This is a genomic window from Terrabacter sp. GCM10028922, assembly GCF_042666095.1.
Lineage (GTDB): Bacteria > Actinomycetota > Actinomycetes > Actinomycetales > Dermatophilaceae > Terrabacter.
Map to the genome: position 1 here is coordinate 418,552 of NZ_JBHTFG010000002.1, position 17,661 is coordinate 436,212.

At 72.2% G+C, this 17,661-nt stretch carries 16 protein-coding genes; 7 read left to right on the forward strand and 9 right to left on the reverse strand.

The window, feature by feature from the left end; genetic code table 11:
- Positions 1–61 precede the first annotated feature (61 nt).
- Positions 62–1,333, reverse strand: a complete 1,272-nt coding sequence (locus ACFQU3_RS03365; protein ID WP_385906441.1) for an HRDC domain-containing protein — start codon at positions 1,331–1,333, stop codon at positions 62–64.
- On the reverse strand, positions 1,330–1,914 hold the full coding sequence (locus ACFQU3_RS03370) for a DUF3000 domain-containing protein (RefSeq protein ID WP_385906444.1): 585 nt from the start codon (positions 1,912–1,914) through the stop codon (positions 1,330–1,332). Before ACFQU3_RS03370 ends, ACFQU3_RS03365 begins: the two co-directional genes overlap by 4 nt.
- 95 nt (positions 1,915–2,009) lie before the next feature.
- On the opposite strand from ACFQU3_RS03370, the gene hemE reads away from it, so the two are divergent.
- Entirely contained in the window at positions 2,010–3,062 is a 1,053-nt protein-coding gene (gene hemE, locus ACFQU3_RS03375; protein ID WP_385906446.1) for a uroporphyrinogen decarboxylase, read from the forward strand.
- Positions 3,059–4,747, forward strand: a complete 1,689-nt coding sequence (murJ, locus tag ACFQU3_RS03380; protein ID WP_385906449.1) for a murein biosynthesis integral membrane protein MurJ — start codon at positions 3,059–3,061, stop codon at positions 4,745–4,747. Before hemE ends, murJ begins: the two co-directional genes overlap by 4 nt.
- A gap of 41 nt (positions 4,748–4,788) precedes the next feature.
- Here murJ and ACFQU3_RS03385 read toward each other — a convergent pair whose 3' ends face one another.
- Positions 4,789–5,964, reverse strand: a complete 1,176-nt coding sequence (locus ACFQU3_RS03385; RefSeq protein WP_385906452.1) for a DUF4349 domain-containing protein — start codon at positions 5,962–5,964, stop codon at positions 4,789–4,791.
- 156 nt (positions 5,965–6,120) lie between these two features.
- Positions 6,121–6,849 (reverse strand): DedA family protein, encoded by a 729-nt coding sequence (locus ACFQU3_RS03390; RefSeq protein ID WP_385906455.1) that lies wholly within the window; start codon positions 6,847–6,849, stop codon positions 6,121–6,123.
- A 93-nt stretch (positions 6,850–6,942) separates the two neighbouring features.
- Between ACFQU3_RS03390 and hemG the strand changes: the two genes are divergently transcribed.
- On the forward strand, positions 6,943–8,322 hold the full coding sequence (gene hemG, locus ACFQU3_RS03395; protein ID WP_385906459.1) for a protoporphyrinogen oxidase: 1,380 nt from the start codon (positions 6,943–6,945) through the stop codon (positions 8,320–8,322).
- A gap of 34 nt (positions 8,323–8,356) precedes the next feature.
- Positions 8,357–9,058 carry a hydrogen peroxide-dependent heme synthase gene (hemQ, locus tag ACFQU3_RS03400; RefSeq protein ID WP_385906462.1) on the forward strand — a complete coding sequence of 234 codons (702 nt, stop codon included), beginning with the start codon at positions 8,357–8,359 and terminating at the stop codon, positions 9,056–9,058.
- Positions 9,059–9,093: 35 nt separating this feature from the next.
- On the opposite strand, the gene ACFQU3_RS03405 is transcribed toward hemQ, so the two are convergent.
- From ACFQU3_RS03405 to ACFQU3_RS03415, 3 genes are all read right to left on the reverse strand, one after another.
- Positions 9,094–9,471 carry a DUF1707 domain-containing protein gene (locus ACFQU3_RS03405; protein WP_385906465.1) on the reverse strand — a complete coding sequence of 126 codons (378 nt, stop codon included), beginning with the start codon at positions 9,469–9,471 and terminating at the stop codon, positions 9,094–9,096.
- A gap of 41 nt (positions 9,472–9,512) precedes the next feature.
- Positions 9,513–9,959, reverse strand: a complete 447-nt coding sequence (gene msrB / locus ACFQU3_RS03410) for a peptide-methionine (R)-S-oxide reductase MsrB (protein WP_385906467.1) — start codon at positions 9,957–9,959, stop codon at positions 9,513–9,515.
- Between the two features lie 150 nt (positions 9,960–10,109).
- Positions 10,110–11,435, reverse strand: coding sequence for a VWA domain-containing protein (locus tag ACFQU3_RS03415; protein WP_385906470.1), 1,326 nt, complete (start codon positions 11,433–11,435; stop codon positions 10,110–10,112).
- A gap of 289 nt (positions 11,436–11,724) precedes the next feature.
- Here ACFQU3_RS03415 and ACFQU3_RS03420 point away from each other — a divergent pair, with 289 nt between their 5' ends.
- A complete protein-coding gene (locus ACFQU3_RS03420) occupies positions 11,725–12,942 on the forward strand; it encodes an alpha/beta hydrolase family protein (RefSeq protein ID WP_385906473.1) in 1,218 nt (405 codons plus the stop codon).
- On the opposite strand, the gene ACFQU3_RS03425 is transcribed toward ACFQU3_RS03420, so the two are convergent.
- The gene (locus tag ACFQU3_RS03425; RefSeq protein WP_385906476.1) at positions 12,911–13,657 is read right to left on the reverse strand and encodes a dihydrofolate reductase family protein; all 747 of its coding nucleotides are present in this window, start codon (positions 13,655–13,657) and stop codon (positions 12,911–12,913) included. The two genes, ACFQU3_RS03420 and ACFQU3_RS03425, sit on opposite strands and share 32 nt — an antisense overlap.
- 81 nt (positions 13,658–13,738) lie before the next feature.
- Between ACFQU3_RS03425 and ACFQU3_RS03430 the strand changes: the two genes are divergently transcribed.
- On the forward strand, positions 13,739–14,668 hold the full coding sequence (locus tag ACFQU3_RS03430; protein WP_385906479.1) for a polyphosphate kinase 2 family protein: 930 nt from the start codon (positions 13,739–13,741) through the stop codon (positions 14,666–14,668).
- Positions 14,669–14,681: 13 nt separating this feature from the next.
- Here ACFQU3_RS03430 and ACFQU3_RS03435 read toward each other — a convergent pair whose 3' ends face one another.
- On the reverse strand, positions 14,682–16,322 hold the full coding sequence (locus tag ACFQU3_RS03435; protein WP_385906482.1) for an acyl-CoA dehydrogenase family protein: 1,641 nt from the start codon (positions 16,320–16,322) through the stop codon (positions 14,682–14,684).
- Between the two features lie 100 nt (positions 16,323–16,422).
- On the opposite strand from ACFQU3_RS03435, the gene ACFQU3_RS03440 reads away from it, so the two are divergent.
- Complete coding sequence (locus ACFQU3_RS03440; RefSeq protein WP_385906485.1) at positions 16,423–17,637, forward strand: YihY/virulence factor BrkB family protein; 1,215 nt, start codon at positions 16,423–16,425, stop codon at positions 17,635–17,637.
- Positions 17,638–17,661 lie beyond the last annotated feature (24 nt).

Below are 17,661 nucleotides of genomic sequence, written 5' to 3' on the forward strand. Positions count from 1 at the left end.
TTCCGCGCGCTGCACGCACGAGCGCGCGAAACAGGCACGAGCGCGCGAAGCAGGGGAGGGCTCAGGAGGGCGGGTTCTCCTGGCAGGCGAGGGAGATGAGCGGCGCCGTGATCGTCGTCTGCCAGCGTCGCGCCCCCATGGCCGCGAGGGCGTCGGCGACCTCGGCCGTCGTCGGCGCAGCGGGACCCTCCCAGAGGAAGCGGCGCAGCAGGTCGGGCGTCAGGAGGTTCTCCACGGGCACCGAGAGCTCCTCGGAGATCGCTCCCAGCAGCTCTCGCGAGCGGGCGAGGCGGGCCGCCGCGACCGGGTCGCGGTCGGCCCAGGCCTTCGGCGGTGGGGGACCGGTCGGTGGGAGCGACAGGACCGGAAGGTCGGAGTCGGGCAGGGCGAGCGCCTGCGCGACGACCTCCAGGATCGCCTCCTGGTGACGCCGCACCGCCCGCGCCAGCCGCGGCTCCGACGAGCTCACCTGCCGCGGCGGCTTGGTGGCGCGCTGGTTGGCGATGGCGATCTCGCTGATCGCGGCATCGGGCAGCACCCGGCCCGGTGACGTGTCGCGCTGCTGGGCCACGTCGTCGCGCCACAGCCACAGCTCGCGCACGATGGCGAGGCCGCGGCGTCCGCGGACCTTGTGCATGCCCGAGGTGCGGCGCCACGGGTCGATGCGCGGCTCGGGGCCGGTGAACCGGAGCAGGTTGTCGAACTCCTCGGCGGCCCACGCGGACTTGCCCTGGGCGGCGAGCTCTGCGCCCACCGCCTCACGAAGGTCGACGAGCACCTCGACGTCGAGGGCGGCATACAGCAGCCACGGCTCGGGCAGGGGCCGCGCCGACCAGTCGACGGCGGAGTGCTCCTTGGCGAGCTGGAGGCCGAGATAGTGCTCGACCATGGCGCCCAGGCCGACACGAGGGAGCCCGGCCAGCCGCCCAGCGAGCTCGGTGTCGAAGAGTGAGGTCGGCTTCAGGCCGACCTCGGCGAGGCACGGGAGGTCCTGCGTCGCTGCGTGCAGGATCCACTCGGCGTCACCGATGGCCTCACCGACCGGCGAGAGGTCGGGGCACGCGATGGGGTCGATGAGCCACGTGCCCGACCCCTCACGGCGGATCTGCACGAGGTAGGCCCGCTGGCCGTAGCGGTAGCCGGACGCTCGCTCGGCGTCGATGCCGACAGGGCCCGTGCCGGAGGCGATCGCATCAGCGGCGCGCATCAGCGCGCGCTCGTCGACGACGACGTCGGGGACGCCGTCACGCGGGTGGGTCAGCGGTGTCAGGGTGGTGTCGGCGACCGCGTCGTCGCCGAGGTCCTCCGCGGTCTCTGCGGGCTCAGCCGTCACCGGCGCTGCCCCGGCAGGGGCACGACGCCGTCGGGCAGCGGCGGGATGCCGGCGATGGTGCACAGCATGTCGGCCCACGCGCGCAGATGGTCGACGACGTCGTCACCCACCGGCGTCCACGAGGCCCGGATCTCCATCTCGACGCTCGCCTCGCGGTCTGCGAGTCCCGCGAAGCTCTCGCTGACGACGCGGGTCACGGTGCCGGCCTCGGCCGTCCACGCCAGGCCGCGCTCGCTCAGGGACTCCGTGAGCCACGACCAGCCGACGGCGCCCAGCATCGGGTCACCGGCGAGCTCCGGCTCGAGCTCGGCCCGGGCGAACGTCACGACTCGCCACTGTCCGTCCCACGTCTCGGGGGCCGCCGGGTCGTGCAGCAGCACGAAGCGCCCGGTCGCGAGGTCGTCGTCGGGGTCGCTGACGTCGATGACGTCGGCGGTCAGCGCGGCAGCATAGGGCGCGATGCGCGTCGGGGCCGGCACCTCGGTCAGGCGAACCTCGGAGCGCAGACGGACGTCTCGCAGGGCGCTCAGCGTCCTCGCGAAGACCGCGCCGTGGTTGCCCGGCAACGTTCTCGTGTGCACCAGATGAGGGTATGCCGGAGTCGGGTGATCTGTCCTCAGGGCGCGCCGAGCCAGCGTGGCGAGGAGGGCACCGGCCGCCGTGGCAGGATTGTCCGGTGCCGACCACCGCCCCGCCAGCCACCCGCCAGAGCGACCTCGTCCGCGCTGCGCGCCGCGAGCAGGTGACGCGGACGCCGGTGTGGTTCATGCGTCAGGCCGGCCGCTCGCTGCCGGAGTACCGCGCCGTCCGCAAGGGCATCCCGATGCTCGAGTCCTGCATGCGACCCGACCTCGTCACCGAGATCACCCTCCAGCCGGTGCGCCGTCACGGCGTCGACGCCGCCATCTTCTTCAGTGACATCGTCGTGCCACTCAAGGCGATCGGGGTCGACCTCGACATCGTGCCCGGAGTCGGTCCCGTCGTGGCGCGCCCGATCCGCACCCGCGCCGACCTCGACCAGCTCGTCGCGCTGACTCCCGAGCACGTCCCCTTCGTGACCGAGGCCGTCCGCCAGCTGGTGGCCGAGCTGGGCGACGTCCCGCTCATCGGGTTCGCCGGTGCACCCTTCACGCTCGCCTCCTACCTCGTCGAGGGCGGACCCTCGAAGAACCACGAGAAGACCAAGGCGCTGATGCACGGCGACCCGCAGCTCTGGGACGCCCTGTGCGAAAGGCTCGCCCAGATCTCGGGAGCCTTCCTGCGGGTCCAGGCGCAGGCAGGCGCGAGCGCGGTCCAGCTCTTCGACTCGTGGGCAGGGGCACTGTCCCGAGCCGACTACGCGGCCCGCGCGATGCCGCACTCGGCCATCGCACTCGGGGCCGTGGCCGACCTCGACGTGCCGCGCATCCACTTCGGGGTCGGCACGGGAGAGCTGCTCACGCTCATGGGCGAGGCCGGAGCCGAGGTCGTCGGCGTCGACTACCGCGTCTCGCTGACCGACGCGGTCGACCGGCTCGGCCCGGCGTATGCCGTCCAGGGCAACCTCGACCCCGCCCTGCTGTTCGCCCCCTGGGAGGCCCTCGAGCGCCGTGTGCGCGAGATCGTCGAGGAGGGCAGGCACGCCCCCGGCCACATCTTCAACCTCGGGCACGGCGTGCTGCCCGACGTCGACCCGGACGTCCTGACCCGTGTCACCGCGCTCGTGCACGAGTGCTCGAGCCGCCGATGACGGCTGCGCCGTCGGTCGCCCGCTCCAGCCTCACCATGTTCGGTGGGTCTGTCGCCTCGCGCGTGCTCGGCACCGTGCGCAACGGACTCATCACCGCCATCATCGGCGCCCAGCTCGCCGGTGATGCGTTCTCCCTCGCCAACACGCTGCCCAACGTGCTCTACGTCCTTGCTGCCGGCGGCATCCTCAACGCGGTGCTCATCCCGTCGCTCGCCCGCGCCATGAAGCTCGAGGACGGCGGGCAGGAGTTCACCGACCGCGTCATCACGGCCGCGCTCGCCGGCATGGCCGTCATCACGGTGGTCGTCATGGCCGGTGCCGGTGGGTTCGTGTGGTTGCTCGCGCGCAGCTCCTCGCCCGACTTCAAGGACCTCGCGCTCGCGTTCTCGCTCATCTGCCTGCCACAGATCTTCTTCTACGGCCTCTTCGCGCTGCTCGGCCAGATCCTCAACGCGAGAGGGCGGTTCGGGGCCTTCGCCTGGGCGCCGTTCACCGCCAACGTCGTCGCGGTCGCGGGGCTCGTCCTCTTCCTCATCATCTTCCCGCAGCCGCACCGCGCCGGGCCCGACGGCCGCCAGCTCCCGCGCGACCCGTCGGAGTGGACCGGACCGATGATCTGGCTCTTCGCCGGCTCCGCGACGCTGTCCGTCGTCGTACAGGCGCTCTCGCTCGTGCCGGCGCTGCGGCGCACAGGCTTTCGCTACCGTCCGCGGTGGGGTCTGCGCGGCGTGGGGCTCGGTGGGGTGAGCCGGCTGGCCCTGTGGGCCTTCGCCGGTCTCGCCGTCTCCCAGCTGGGCTTCTTCATCAGCCAAGGAGTGCTCAACAACGCCACTGCCGAGGCCAGGCAGCTCGGCCTCGAGAACGCGGCGCGCGGCCCGGCGGCTTACGCCATCGCCTTCACCCTCTTCATGCTGCCCCACGCGTTCGTCACCGTGTCGATCATCACGGCGCTCTTCCCGCGCTTCTCGGCGGCGGCCGCGGCGGGCGACACCGCCAGCCTGCGCAGCGACTTCCGGACCGGCCTGACGATGCCCCTCGTGGCGAACCTGCCGATCATGGTGGCGGTCATCGTGCTGGCCCACCCGATCGTGGCGCTCCTCAACCCCGGCAACGCCATGGACCAACGCTCGATCGAGGTCGCCGCCAGGGTGCTCGTCATCATGATCCTCGGCCTCGTACCGTTCGGGCTCGACCTGCTCTGCTACCGGATGTTCTTCGCTCTCGAGGACGGTCGGCCCACGGTCATCATGCAGGTCCTGCTCACCGGCATCAGCGCACTGGCCGGCGTCGTCACGCTGTTCATCAACCCCGTGTGGGCGATCGGCGTCATGGCGATGGGGCAGACCGTGGGCAACGTCGTCAGCTCCGCGGTGGGGCTCTACCTGCTGCGGCGCCGGACGGGCAGCCTCGGGCTCATGGGCGCCGTCGTCACCGCCTCACGGGTGGGCGTCGCGGCCGCGGTCGCAGGGCTCGTCGCCTGGGCCGTGACCGTCGTCCTCGCGCCGATCACGAGCGAGGCGATCAGACAGAACTCGTCGACCGTCCGGCGGATGTTCGCCAGTGCCCTCGAGATCGGCCTCGTCGGCCTGGTCTTCACGGTGATCTATCTCGGCCTCGCGCACGCGCTGCACGTCCGCGAGGTGCGACAGGTCGCCGACATGGTCCGCGGGCGGCTCGGTCGCTGACCGAGCCGCCCGCGAGGCCGTCACCCGTTCGCGTCGGCCGGTCACGCACCCGAGGGCGGGCCCGCGGGACCGGGTTGCGACGGCGTGCCGCTCGTCCCGGTGGCACGGCTGCCGGCAGGGGTGCCGGCAGGGGTGCCGACCGGCTGTGGAGCGGGCCCGGCCCCGGGGGCCTCGGCCGCGTGGGAGGTCGCGGCCGGGGCACCTGCGTCACGACGGCGCCAGCGGCGCAGCGCGAGCAGGGTCACGGGGACGAGGATCACGAGCCACGGAAGCAGCACCGCGAGGCCGGTGACGATCACGGTGAGCGAGCCGAGCAGGCTCTCCCAGGCAGTGCGCAGACCGCCGGTGAGACCGCCGTCCTGCTCGACCGGGGTGGTGGCGTCGGTCCACAGCGACACGGTCACGTCGCTCATCGTCGTCAGCTTGTCGAGCTCCGCGAGGCGCTGGGTCAGCGAGTCGAGATCGGCCTGGCGGCGCGTCAGCTCGCTCTCGAGCGTGATGATCTGCTGCAGCTCGGTGGCCTTGGCGAGGAGGGCGCGCACCCGGTCGATGCCGTCGCGCATCGGCTGGATGCGGGCCTTCGTGTCGACATAGGTGTCGGTGACGTCCTGGGTCTGCGACGAACGGTACGAGACGGTCCCGATTCGAGAGAGCTCGGTGAGGACGTTGTCGAGCGACTCGGCGGGCACGCTGAGCACCATGCGAGCCTCGTCGACGCCGACCCGCGGCAGCGCCCGGCCGGACTCGATGCCGGGGTCGACGACGCCGGGGCCGCCCGTCGGGTCGTCCGCCGTCACGACGTTCTCCGACGTCACCTGACCGCCCGCACCGGTGGCGATGAGCCGGGCGCGGGCCGCGGCGCCCGTGAGGTCGGTGACCTTGATGCCCAGCCAGGCGGTACGCGCGAGCTTCGTCCCGATGACGGCGACCGAGGCGCCGGGGGTCGACGGCACGTCAACCGCCGGGGACTTGGCCGAGCCGCTGGCCGCGTCGGGGGTTCCGCCGTCCTGCGACAAGCCGTCGCGGGTGCCCGCGAAGCCTGAGCCCGCGTTCGGGCCCATCTCGACGGTCGACCCCGAGGAGGCCCCGGACAGCGCTCGCAGGCCCAGGGGGACCGCAGCCACGAGCACGAGGACGAGCGCCACGACGAAGGCGAGCAGCCGTCGACGTGACGGCGGGAGGGAGGATGGGCGGGGGAGGCGCGAGGTGATGGTCATGGCGGGCCTTTCGACGGGTCGCCTCCCGTGCGGTGCCGGATGCTGTGCTGGTCCGTGCGGTGTGCTGGCGACGTCCTGTTGTCTCCAAAGACACCGGGCCGGCCCGGAACGTTGCGCGCCTGCGCACGGACCCGCGGCAGGTGGGCGGGTGCCGCCTCAGCCGCGCTCGGTCGCCTCGTCGGTCGCCTCGTCGGTGACGCGTTCGGTCGCCGGTTCGGTCGCTTGCCTGGGCGGCCGTTCGGCGCGACCACGGCGGGCGCGGCGCATGACGAGCCACCCGACGAGGGCCACGACGGCCGTCACCACGACGACGTCGAGGACCGAGGAGTACCGGTCGACGAGCTCGTAGCGGGATCCGAGCAGCCAGCCGAGCCCGATGAGCAGGCCGTTCCAGATCGCGCTGCCCGCGACGGTGAAGACCGTGAACCGCAGGAGCGGCATGCGGACCGCGCCGGCAGGCAGCGAGACGAGGCTGCGCACGCCCGGCACGAGGCGGCCGAAGAAGATGGAGCGCCGCCCGTGGTCCGCGAACCACGCGGTGGCGCGGACGAAGTCCCGTCGGTCGACGAGCGGCAGGCGCGCGAGCAGCGCGATGGCCCGGGCCTGGCCGAGCCGCGAGGCGAGCAGGTACAGGGTGAGAGCGCCCAGGTAGGAGCCGAGCGTGCTCGTCACGAGCAGGAGCACGAGGCTCAGCTGGCCCTGTCTGGCGATGAAGCCGGAGAGGGGCAGCACGACCTCGCTGGGGATCGGCGGCAGCACCGTCTCGACGAACGTCAGCGCCCCGACGCCCCACTCGCCCAGAGCGCGGATGACCCGGCTGGCGATCCCGACGAGGCCTGACAGCTCGGCCGTGGGCAGGGCGAGGAGAAGCGCGGGGGCCGTCATGTCCTCCACATTCCCCCATCCGCCCAGCCGTGGACAAACGCGCCGGGGCGGGGGCGCGGTCGCAGCCGTTCCCCCGGGTGGGAGAGTGGCCACATGGTCAGGAGCGTCGCGGTCATCGGCGGTGGCATCAGTGGTCTCGCCGCGGCATGGGAGCTGACCAGACCGGGCAGCGACCTCGCCGTCACGCTCCTCGAGGCCAGCGACCGCGTCGGTGGCAAGCTGCGTCTCGAGGACGTCGGTGGCGTGCGCATCGACGTCGGCGCCGAGTCGGTCCTCGCTCGCCGTCCCGAGGCGCTGGGCCTCTTCGAGGAGCTCGGTGTCGACGACCGCACGACCCATCCGGGGGAGGCAGGTGCCTCGATCGTGTCCCGCGGCCGGCGCTGGCCCATGCCGAGGGGGACCGTCATGGGCGTGCCCTCCGACCCGGAGTCGGTCCGCGGTCTGCTCACCGACGCCGAGGTGGACCGTCTCGTGCACGAGCGGGTCGACGGCGCCCTCCAGGGCGACGTCTCGGTCGGTGACCTCGTCGACGCCCGGCTGGGCGCCGCCGTGACCGACCGCCTCGTCGAGCCTCTTCTGGCCGGTGTCTACGCCGGCCACGCCCGCGAGATCTCGGCCGAGCAGGCCGTCCCGGCCCTCGCCGCCGCCGCACACGACGGACGCCCCCTGCTCGAGGTCGCGCGGGCCGCTGTGGACGCCGCGGCACAGGGGCCGATGGCTGTGTTGCCGGTGTTCGCCACCCTGGTGGGCGGGCTCGGCTGCCTCCCGGAGGTCCTGCACCGCGAGCTCGCCCGGGCGGGCGCCGACGTGCGCACCGGCGCGGTCGTGCGTGGTCTCCGTCGCGCCGGTCACGGTTGGGTCGTCTCCACGGGCCCGACGACTGACGTGGTCGAGGAGCAGTTCGACGCCGTCATCGTCGCCACCCCGCCGCCCGCGACCGCTCGGCTGCTGCGTGACGAGGTGCCGGCGGCCGCAGAGGCGCTGGCCCGCATCGAGCTCGCGTCGATGGCGATCATCTCGTTCGCGCTGTCGGGGCCGGCCCCCGAAGTCCTCGACGGCAGTGGGTTCCTCGTGCCCCCCACCGAGCCGCTGACGATCAAGGCCGCGACGTTCAGCACGGTCAAGTGGCCGTGGCTCGCAGCCGCCCACCCCGACCGCACCTTCCTGCGGGCCTCGATCGGGCGCCACCGGGAGGAGGCATCGGTCCAGCGCAGCGACGACGAGCTCGCCGCTGTCGCGCTCGCCGACCTGCGCACCGTCCTGGGCCCCGGGCTCCCGGATCCCGTCGCCGTCCACGTCAGGCGCTGGGGCGGCGGACTGCCGCAGTACGCCGTCGGGCACCGGACCCGGCTGGCCCCCACCCGCGAGCTGCCGCCCGCGCTGGCGCTCTGCGGGGCGGCATACGACGGCGTCGGCGTCCCGGCCTGCATCGCGTCCGGGCGGGCCGCCGCTCGCGCCGTGATGACCCGCTGACGCCGGCGTCCGGCGGGCTTGGGATGATGGGCGCATGAGCGAGCGCCTGACCCCGGCCCGGATGCGGGAGATCAACGACACGATCCGTTACTGCATGTGGTCGGTGTTCAGCACCGTGAGCCCGCTCGGTGACGACCGCGACAAGCTGACCGCCGAGCTCGAGGCCTTCCTCGACGAGATCGCCTCCGAGGGGGTGGTCGTCCGCGGCCTCTACGACGTGGCGGGTCTGCGCGGTGACGCCGACTTCATGGTGTGGTGGCACGCCGAGACCATCGAGCAGCTCCAGTCGGCCTACCACCGGCTGCTGCGCACCGAGCTCGGCCAGCACCTAGAGCCGACGTGGAGCTCGGCGGCGCTGCACCGGCCGGCGGAGTTCAACAAGAGCCACGTGCCGGCGTTCATGGCCGACGAGGTCGCCCGCAAGTACGTCTGCGTCTACCCGTTCGTGCGCTCGTACGAGTGGTACCTCCTCGAGGACGAGGAGCGCCGGGACCTGTTGCGCGAGCACGGCCAGATGGCCCGTGACTACCCGGACGTGCGAGCCAACACCATCGCGTCGTTCGCCCTCGGCGACTACGAGTGGCTGCTCGCCTTCGAGGCGGACGAGCTGCACCGCATCGTCGACCTCATGCGCGAGCTGCGCGCCTCGCGGGCCCGCCTGCACGTGCGCGAGGAGGTGCCGTTCTTCACCGGCCCCAAGGTGGAGCCGGCCGAGCTCGTCGCCAACCTGCGCTGACGCTCACGGGTGAGCGTTCCGCTCACCCGTCCAGCTCAGTCGTCCAAGGCCCGGGCCAGGATGGCGATGACCGGGATGAGCAGGACCGCGAGCCACGACTTCGTCACGAAGAACGCCGCGATCGCGATGAACGGCGACAGGCTGACCAGGGTGCGCGCCACCCTTCCCTGTGTCGCCGGGCGGCCCGTCGGCGGTCGGTGCGCCACCCGGGCCGGCGTCAGGCGAGGCCGGGGCTCGGGCAGGTCGTCGAACAGCTCGGTCAGGTCGCGACGCACGATCGCGTCCGTGGCACGGCCGCGCCGGTCCTCGTACTCGAGCGCGTCGAGCCGACCGGCCGCGTGGTGCTCCGCGAGCGCGGCCAGCGCCTCCTCGCGTTCGGCGCTGCCGATGCGGATGTTGCCGTCATCGACCATGTGACGAATCTAAGCGAGGAGGTGCGGCCGGCGCACCGGTCTCAGCCCTCGGGCGTCGCGTTCTCGTCGGGCTGCAGGCGCAACGAGATGGAGTTGATGCAGTAGCGCTGGTCGGTGGGCGTGTCGTAGCCCTCACCCTCGAAGACGTGGCCCAGGTGCGAGCCGCAGTTCGCGCACCGGACCTCGACGCGCTTCATCCCGAGGGTGTGGTCCTCGATGTACTCGACCGAGTCGCCGGCGAGGGGCGAGTAGAAGGACGGCCAGCCGCAGTGCGACTCGAACTTCGTGTCGCTGCGGAAGAGCTCGGCGCCGCACGCGCGGCACGAGTAGACGCCCTGGGTCTTGGTGTCGGTGTACTCGCCGCGGAAGGCGGGCTCGGTGCCGGCCTTCCGCAGCACCTGGTACTCGGCGGGACTCAGGGCGGCGCGCCACTCCTCGTCGGTGCGCTGGACGGCATACGGCTTGGCGGAGGTGCTCTTGTCGCTCATGTCCACACCAACGCCACGTGCCCGGGGTTTGTGCCCGCCGCGAGGGGCCGGGGAGATTACGACGTGTTACGTGCCGCGGCATGACGAGGGGCCCCGGCGGTGCCGGGACCCCTCGCACTGCTCAGCCCGGAATGGGCGGGCCGAGCAGGCTCACTTCTTGTTCGGCGGCACCGAGCAGGTGGCCGTGGCCGTGTTGCCCGCCGCGTCGGTCGCCGTCAGGAGCAGGTCGCCCTGGACGGTGATGTGCCAGTCGACCATGCCCTCGAACGGCACTGCCGACGGCGTCGCACCGAGAGCCTGCGTCATCTTGATGTAGGTCCCCGGCTCGTACGGGCCGAAGCTGGCACCCGTCGCGGTGTCGGAGACGGTCACCGTGGTGCCCGGCAGGTTGTCGGCGGCGACGAGCTGGTAGAAGCCGGCCTTCTGGTACCCGGGCGGCGTGACGCCGTCGGGGTTGACGCCGGGACCGCACGACACGGTGGGCGGCGTCACGTCGTTGACCTTGATGCTGACGGTCTGGACGAACTCCGGCCCGGCCTCGGCACCGTTGATGAGGAAGGTGGTCGTGCACGTCAGGGTCGAGCCCTGGGGTGCGTCAGCGGCCACGGTGATGGCCTCGTCGAGCACGACGTCGCTGCCGCTCGTCACGGTCTGTGGCAGGGACGGCGTGAGCGCGATCGACAGGCCTGCGTCGCACGACACGTTGGCGGTGACCTCGGCGGGCAGGTTGCCCAGTCCGGCGAGGATCGTGCTCGCGACATTGCCCGGGGTCACGCTCGGGAAGAAGGTGCCGGACGTGGCGGCCGCGATGCGCTGCGCCTGGCCCGTGGCGTTCAGGCCGTCGGCTCCACCGGACTCGACGTTGATCGCGATGACCTGGGCGCCCACGCCCGTGAGGGACGCGGTCGCGTCGGCCTCGGAGTGGCCGCCGCTCGGGTCGTGGCCGCTCGCGTCGCCGAACCAGACGACGATGCGCGAGGAGTCGGGACGGAACGAGATGGCGCTGCCGCCGGTCCCGACCTCCCAGAGGGCGTTGAGCTGCCCCTCCGGGGTGTCGCCGCCACCACCGGCGACGAGGCTGTCGATGGCGGCCTGCGCGGTGGCCTGGCTGCCCGTCAGATCGGACTCGACCTGGAAGAACTGCGCCCCGTCGGTCGTGTCCTTGTAGGAGACCACGGCGAACTGCGCCTGCGGCTGCGCCGACTGGACGGTGGTGACGATCGAGCCCATCTCCGACTTCACGTTTGCGATGGCGGAGCCCATGCTGCCCGTCTCGTCGACGACGAGGACGATGTCGGGCTTGGGCGGGATGGCGGGTGTGCTGACGGTCTTGGTGACGTGGACGGTGTCGCCCGGGTCGACCGACGCGTCATAGGTGGCCGGGCTGACGCCGGCACCCATCGCGAGGGCCGGAGTTGCTACGAGAGCCCCGGCTGCGGCGAGGGTGAGCGCACTTCGGCGCATGGCTGTGAACACGATGTCCCCTTTCGTGGGAACGAGACGGTGAGAAGCGGTGCGTGGATGCCCCTCGCACCCCGAGACATCCGGTGGCGGCCGTGACCCCGAACGGTCGTCGCCGGTTGCGACCGACCCGCGGGGGCGGGTCGGGGAGCATCGGGTCCGGTGCGGACCGCCCGTCCGTGACCCCAGGCTCCCGACAGAAGGTGGCGCCAGGAGGGTCGTTGATACCTATTCGTCCGGATTCGGGCGATTCCTCCGGCACGCCGGTCCACGCTCTGCTCCGCGGCTTTGCAACGATGGGCCCGTGCAGGTGCGCCGTCTCGTCTCGCGTCCGGTGCTCGTGGCGGCGGCTGCGGGGACCGGCTCGGTCCTGGGCGCTGCCAGTGGCTCCGTCGCCGCCGCGGCGTACTTCGCGCGCCGGGTGCTCACGCCCGACGAGCTCCAGCCCGAGAACCTCACGATCCTGCGGTGTGACGACGAGACGGTCACCTTCGGGGCGATGCCGGACACCGTGGTGCCGGGCCGCTACGGCGTGTGGCTCGCTGCGGGGACAGGCCACGCCCGGGTGGGCGACATCGTCGCGAGCGACGCCGGCTCGGTCACGCGCCGGCTCATTGCGGTGGACCGGGGTCGTCTTGAGCCCGGCCCGGCCCGGTGGAACCAGTACTACTACTGGGACCGGCCGAGCGTGTGTCTCGGGCTGCCCGACGAGGACGTCAGCATCCTCTCCGACGTCGGGGCGCTACCGGGATGGCTCGTGCGACCCGAGGGAGGCGTGACCGGCAGCGACTGGGCCGTGCTCGTGCACGGCCGTGGCGCGCGCAAGGAGGAGACGCTGCGGGCCGTGCCGGTCCTGCGCGAAGCGGGGTGGACGAGCCTCGTCACCGCCTACCGCAACGACCGCGACGCCCCGCGTGGCCCTGACGGGCGCTACAACCTCGGGCTGTCGGAGTGGCGCGACGTCGAGGCAGCCATGGGGTACGCCGTGTCGCACGGTGCGCGTCGCATCATCCTTGTCGGGTGGTCGATGGGGGGTGCCATCGTGCTGCAGACCCTCGACCACTCGCCCCTCGCGGAGTACGTCGTGGGCGTTGTGCTCAACTCCGCCGTCATCGACTGGGGCGTCGTCCTGCGCCACCACGGTCGGCTGCACCTCCTGCCCGGGCCGCTCGTCCGGATGGCGACCGACCTCATGGGCTCTCGCCGCTCGCGCCGTCTCGTCGGCGTGCGCGAGCCGATCGACGTGGCCCGCACCGACTGGGTCGCCCGGGCGGACGAGCTGCGTCACCCGATGCTCGTCATGGCGTCCGACGGCGACGACTTCGTGCCCATCGGGCCGGCCGTGGCGCTCGCCGGACGGCGCCCAGACCTCGTGCGCTTCGAGCGCTGGGACACGGCCCGCCACTGCCGGGAGTGGAACGTCGACCCCGAACGTTGGGAGCGGGTGCTGCACGAGTTCGTCGCCTCCCGCTCGGGGCTCACCGCCCCGCTCAGCGGTGACGGACGAGCCACCGGCCCATGATCGTCCCGTCCTGCTCGACGAGCGTCTCGAGGTGGAGCTCGGCCGGCACGGCCTGTGGCCCGACGGTGCGCGGGTGCTCGCCGCCGACGACCCGCGGGACGAAGGTGTAGCAGAGCTCGTCGAGCTGCCCGGCGGCCAGGAACGACCCGAGCAGGCTGGGCCCGCCCTCGGTCAGGACCTGGTCCCAGCCGCGCCCGTGGAGGGCCGCGACGAGGGCGGCCAGGTCGACGGCGTCCTCGCCGCAGACGATGACGTTGTCGGTCCCGAGGTCGGCGCGGGCGGCATCGAGGCCTGCTGCCGACGACGGAACGGCGAGGAGCGCCCGACCGTCACGGCATCCGCTCAGGGTGGGGGGCACGGCGCCACGGTTGCTCACGGCGACGAGGGGCAGGACGTCGGGCAGACCGTGCTCGCGGCGCAGGTCGACGAGCGAGTCCTGCACGGACAGCGGGGGGTAGCCCTCGGCGCGGACGGTTCCTGCGCCGACGACGACGACGTGGCTCGATGCGCGGAGTACCTCGAAGACGACGTGGTCGGCGTCGTTGTTGATCGACCCTGATCGGCCGTCCGGGCCGGTGGCGGCTCCGTCGAGCGAGGTCACCATGTTGCATCGGACCCAGTGCGGACGGGGCGTCGCGTAGACCGCGAAAAGCCTTGTCGCGTCGAGGTCGTCGAGGGTGGACAAGCCGGACCGGCCAGGCACGAGGAGGCGCATGAGGCCAGTATCGGCGACGGGGGGGCAGATCGGCCCGCGCACAGGCCCTCGCGTCAGGCGCCGTTCGGGCAGGATGACGCCATGGGCAAAGGCGCGAAGGTGAAGGACCAGCAGAAGCAGAAGGCGGCGCACGACAAGCTCGTGGCCGCGGAGGAGCGCGCCGCCGTGCGTCTGCTCGGCGACTTCACCGGCGCCCTCCGGGTCGATCCCGGCAGCGGTTTTCGGCTCGCAGACGTCGACCCTCGGGCGACACCGGCGTTCACGGGCGACAAGCTGGCCGGGGCGGCTGCACTCGCTGCCTGCGAGGACGAGCTCGCCGACCTGCTCGAACGGCTCTTCGCCCAGTCGACGGCCGGGTCCACGCGTGCCGTGCTGCTCGTCGTGCAGGGCATGGACACGTCCGGCAAGGGCGGCATCATGCGCCACGTCATCTCGGTCAACCCACAGGGCGTCAAGGCGATCGCCTTCAAGGCCCCCACGAAGGAGGAGCTCGCGCACCACTACCTCTGGCGGATCCGCAACGCGCTGCCGGCTCCCGGCCAGCTCGGGGTCTTCGACCGGTCGCACTACGAGGACGTGCTCATCGTCCGCGTGCACCAGCTCGTGCCCGAGGACGTCTGGTCGACGCGCTACGCCGAGATCAACGAGTTCGAGCGCGAGGTCGCCGCAGGCGGCACGACGGTCGTCAAGATCCTGACCCACATCTCCAAGGACGAGCAGAAGGCGCGGCTCCAGGAGCGACTGGATCGGCCCGACAAGCACTACAAGTACAACCCGGGCGACGTCGACGAGCGAGCGCGCTGGGACGACTACATGGAGGCGTACCAAGCAGTCCTCGACACCACCTCCACGACGGGAGCGCCCTGGTATGTCGTGCCCGCAGACCGGAAGTGGTACGCGCGCCTGGCGGTTCAGCAGCTGCTGCTCGGCACGCTGCGCGGCCTCGACCTCCAGTGGCCGGTGGCGGACTTCGACGTCGAGCTGGAGAAGAAGCGGCTCGCCGAGAGCTGACGGGTCGGCACGGTCAACCGGCGCGGTCGATGAGGGTCGACGCCACGCCCGCGAGGTCGGTGTCGAGCGAGCCGAACGTGTGACCGCGTCGACCGGCGATCCGGCTCGCGATGAACGCGTCGGCCGCGGGGCCGGGGGAGTGCTGAACCATAAGCCCCGCCTGGAGTGCGAGAGCGAGCCGTTCGACGGCGGCGCGTGCGCCGAACGCGGCCTCCACAGACGTCGGATCGAGCGAGTTCGCTTCAGCCACAACGGAATCCACGTATACGTCGAGTTCGGCGCTCTGCCCGCGTACCTGGTGCAGCTCCTTCGTCAGCGCCTCGAGCGTGGCCGGCACGCGGTTCACGGCCCGCAGGACGTCGAGCGCGTTGACGTTGCCCGACCCCTCCCAGATCGAGTTGAGGGGCGCCTCTCGGTAGAGCCGCGCCAGCCCGTTCTCCTCGACGTAGCCGTTGCCGCCGAGGCACTCGAGTGCCTCCGCGACCATGGGGGCGCTCCGCTTGCACACCCAGAACTTGCCGAGTGCGACCCCGAGCCTCGCGAGATCGGTCTCGCCCTCGTCGAGGGCATGCGCGAGCCGAAGCCCCAGAACGGTGGCCGCCTCGGCCTCCAGGGCCAGGTCGGCGAGGACGTTGCGCATCAGGGGCTGGTCGACGAGCCGGGCCCCGAACGCGCTCCGGTGGCGGGCGTGGTGGACGGCTCGGGAGAGCGCGTCACGCATCGTGGCCGCCGAGCCCAGCACGCAGTCGAGCCGCGTGGCCCCCACCATGTCGATGATGGTGCGGACGCCACGTCCCTCGTCGCCGAGCCTGCTGCCCCAGGTCCCCTCGAGCTCGACCTCGCTCGAGGCGTTCGAGTGGTTGCCCAGCTTGTCCTTGAGGCGCTGCAGCGCGAACGGGTTGCGCGTGCCGTCGTCCAGGGCGCGTGGAACGACGAAGCAGGTCAGGCCGCCGGGCGCCTGCGCGAGCATGAGGAAGACGTCGCTCATCGGTGCGGAGCAGAACCACTTGTGGCCGGTCAACCGGTACGTCTCACCCGGCAGTGGCCCGCCCGGCGTCGGCACGGCGCGGGTGGTGTTGGCGCGCACGTCCGAGCCGCCCTGCTTCTCCGTCATGCCCATCCCGGAGATGGCGCCGGTCTTCTCGGCCACCGGCCGGATCCCGACGTCGTACGAGCGGCTGGCCAGCGGCGGTAGCCAGCGCGCACCCAACGTGGCGTCGTGGCGCAGCGCCGACCCGGCGGCATACGTCATCGAGACGGGGCAGCCGTGCCCCGCCTCGACGCGCGACCACAGGACGAAACCCGCGGCGCGCCGGACGTGGGCCCCGGACGACGCCGGTCGGGTCCAGGGCTCGGCCGTCAACCCGGCCCCGACGGCCTGGGTCATGAGCCAGTGCCACGACGGGTGGAACTCGACCTCGTCGACACGGTTACCTCGTGCGTCATGGGTGTGCAGGACGGGTCGGTACGTGTCCGCGAGACGGCCGTGCTCCTGGGCCAGCTCGGTCCCGGCCAGACGGCCGAGCGGTGCAAGCGCCTCGAACCCCGCGGGCCCCGACCAGCGCTGCACGGCCTCGAGCAGTGCGGCGTCGTCGGCGAGGAAGTCACCCCCGACGAACGGCGGCACCTGGTTCGTCACGTCGTGTGTGGTCACCCGCCGAGACTAGGACGCGTCGGACGGCAGCGGCGGGTTCAGCCCGTGTCGCGCCGGCCATCCTGACGTCCGGGGTCGCGCCCCCGTAGCCTCGGAGTCGATGGGCATGCGGACGAGGGTGCGGTCAGGGCTTGAGCGGGTCCCATGGGGCATCCCGCTCGCACGCCTGACCCTCGAGACTACGCGGATCTGCCTGCGCTACCGCGTCACGGGGCTCGCGGCCGAGGGAGCCTTCTTCATGCTCCTCAGCCTGCCGCCGCTGGTGCTCGGGATCTTCGGCGGCCTCGGCTTCGTCGGTGGCTGGATCGGTCCCGACACCATCGAGAGCATCGTCTCGGCCATCGAGGTCTACGCGTCACGCTTCCTCAGTGAGTCCAGCATCAAGGAGCTGCTCCTGCCGACCATCGACGACGTGCTGCGCGGCGGACGTTTCGACATCATCTCCGTCGGCTTTCTCCTCTCGCTGTGGTCCGGCTCCCGGGCGCTCAACGTCTTCGTCGACACCGTGTCGATCATGTACGGGCAGAAGGATGCGCGCGGCATCGTGCACCTCCGGGCCTTCAGCCTGTTGCTCTACTCGTTCGGCATCGTCTCGGCCGTCCTCGTGCTGCCGCTGATGCTCCTCGGGCCCGAGCTGCTGTCGTCGTGGCTGCCCGACGCCGCCGCCACCGTGACCAGGGCGCTGTACTGGCCGGCCATCGTGCTGCTCGGCGTGCTGTTGCTCGCCTCCATGTACCACGTCGCGACGCCCCGGCGGGCCCCATGGCGGCACAACATCCCCGGTGCCGTGCTGGCGATGGCCATCTGGCTCGGCGCGTCGTACGTCGTGCGGATCTCCCTGGAGGCATCCATGGGCGGCACGTCGATCTACGGCCCCCTCAGCACCCCGATCGTCCTTCTCATCTGGCTGTACGCACTCGCCGTGGCCATCCTCATCGGTGCGGGCCTCAACGCTGCTGTGCGGACCCTGTGGCCGGTCGAGCTGCACGAAGGGGCGGACGTACGCCTCGTCAACTGGGCGGTGGAGGGCGCGGGTGGCCTGTTGAGCCGCCCCGACCCCGGCGGCGACGCCGCGTACGCTTCCCACGCTTCCAGCGAGGCCGACCATGCCGACCATGCCGACGATCCCGGCCACGCCGACGAGGAGGAGGCCGACCTGGCCGGCCGGGGCCGGGAGCAGCAGTACGAGAGCACCGACCGGGGACCCCTTCGCACGGCGATCGAGCGGGGGGTCGACAAGGGCGCGCAGGCGGCCCGGCAGGCCGCGGAGGACGCCGCTCGAGAGGCCCCCGACCGGGCTGCGAAACGGCCCTGACGGGGTCGTCGAGGCCGGTTTTGA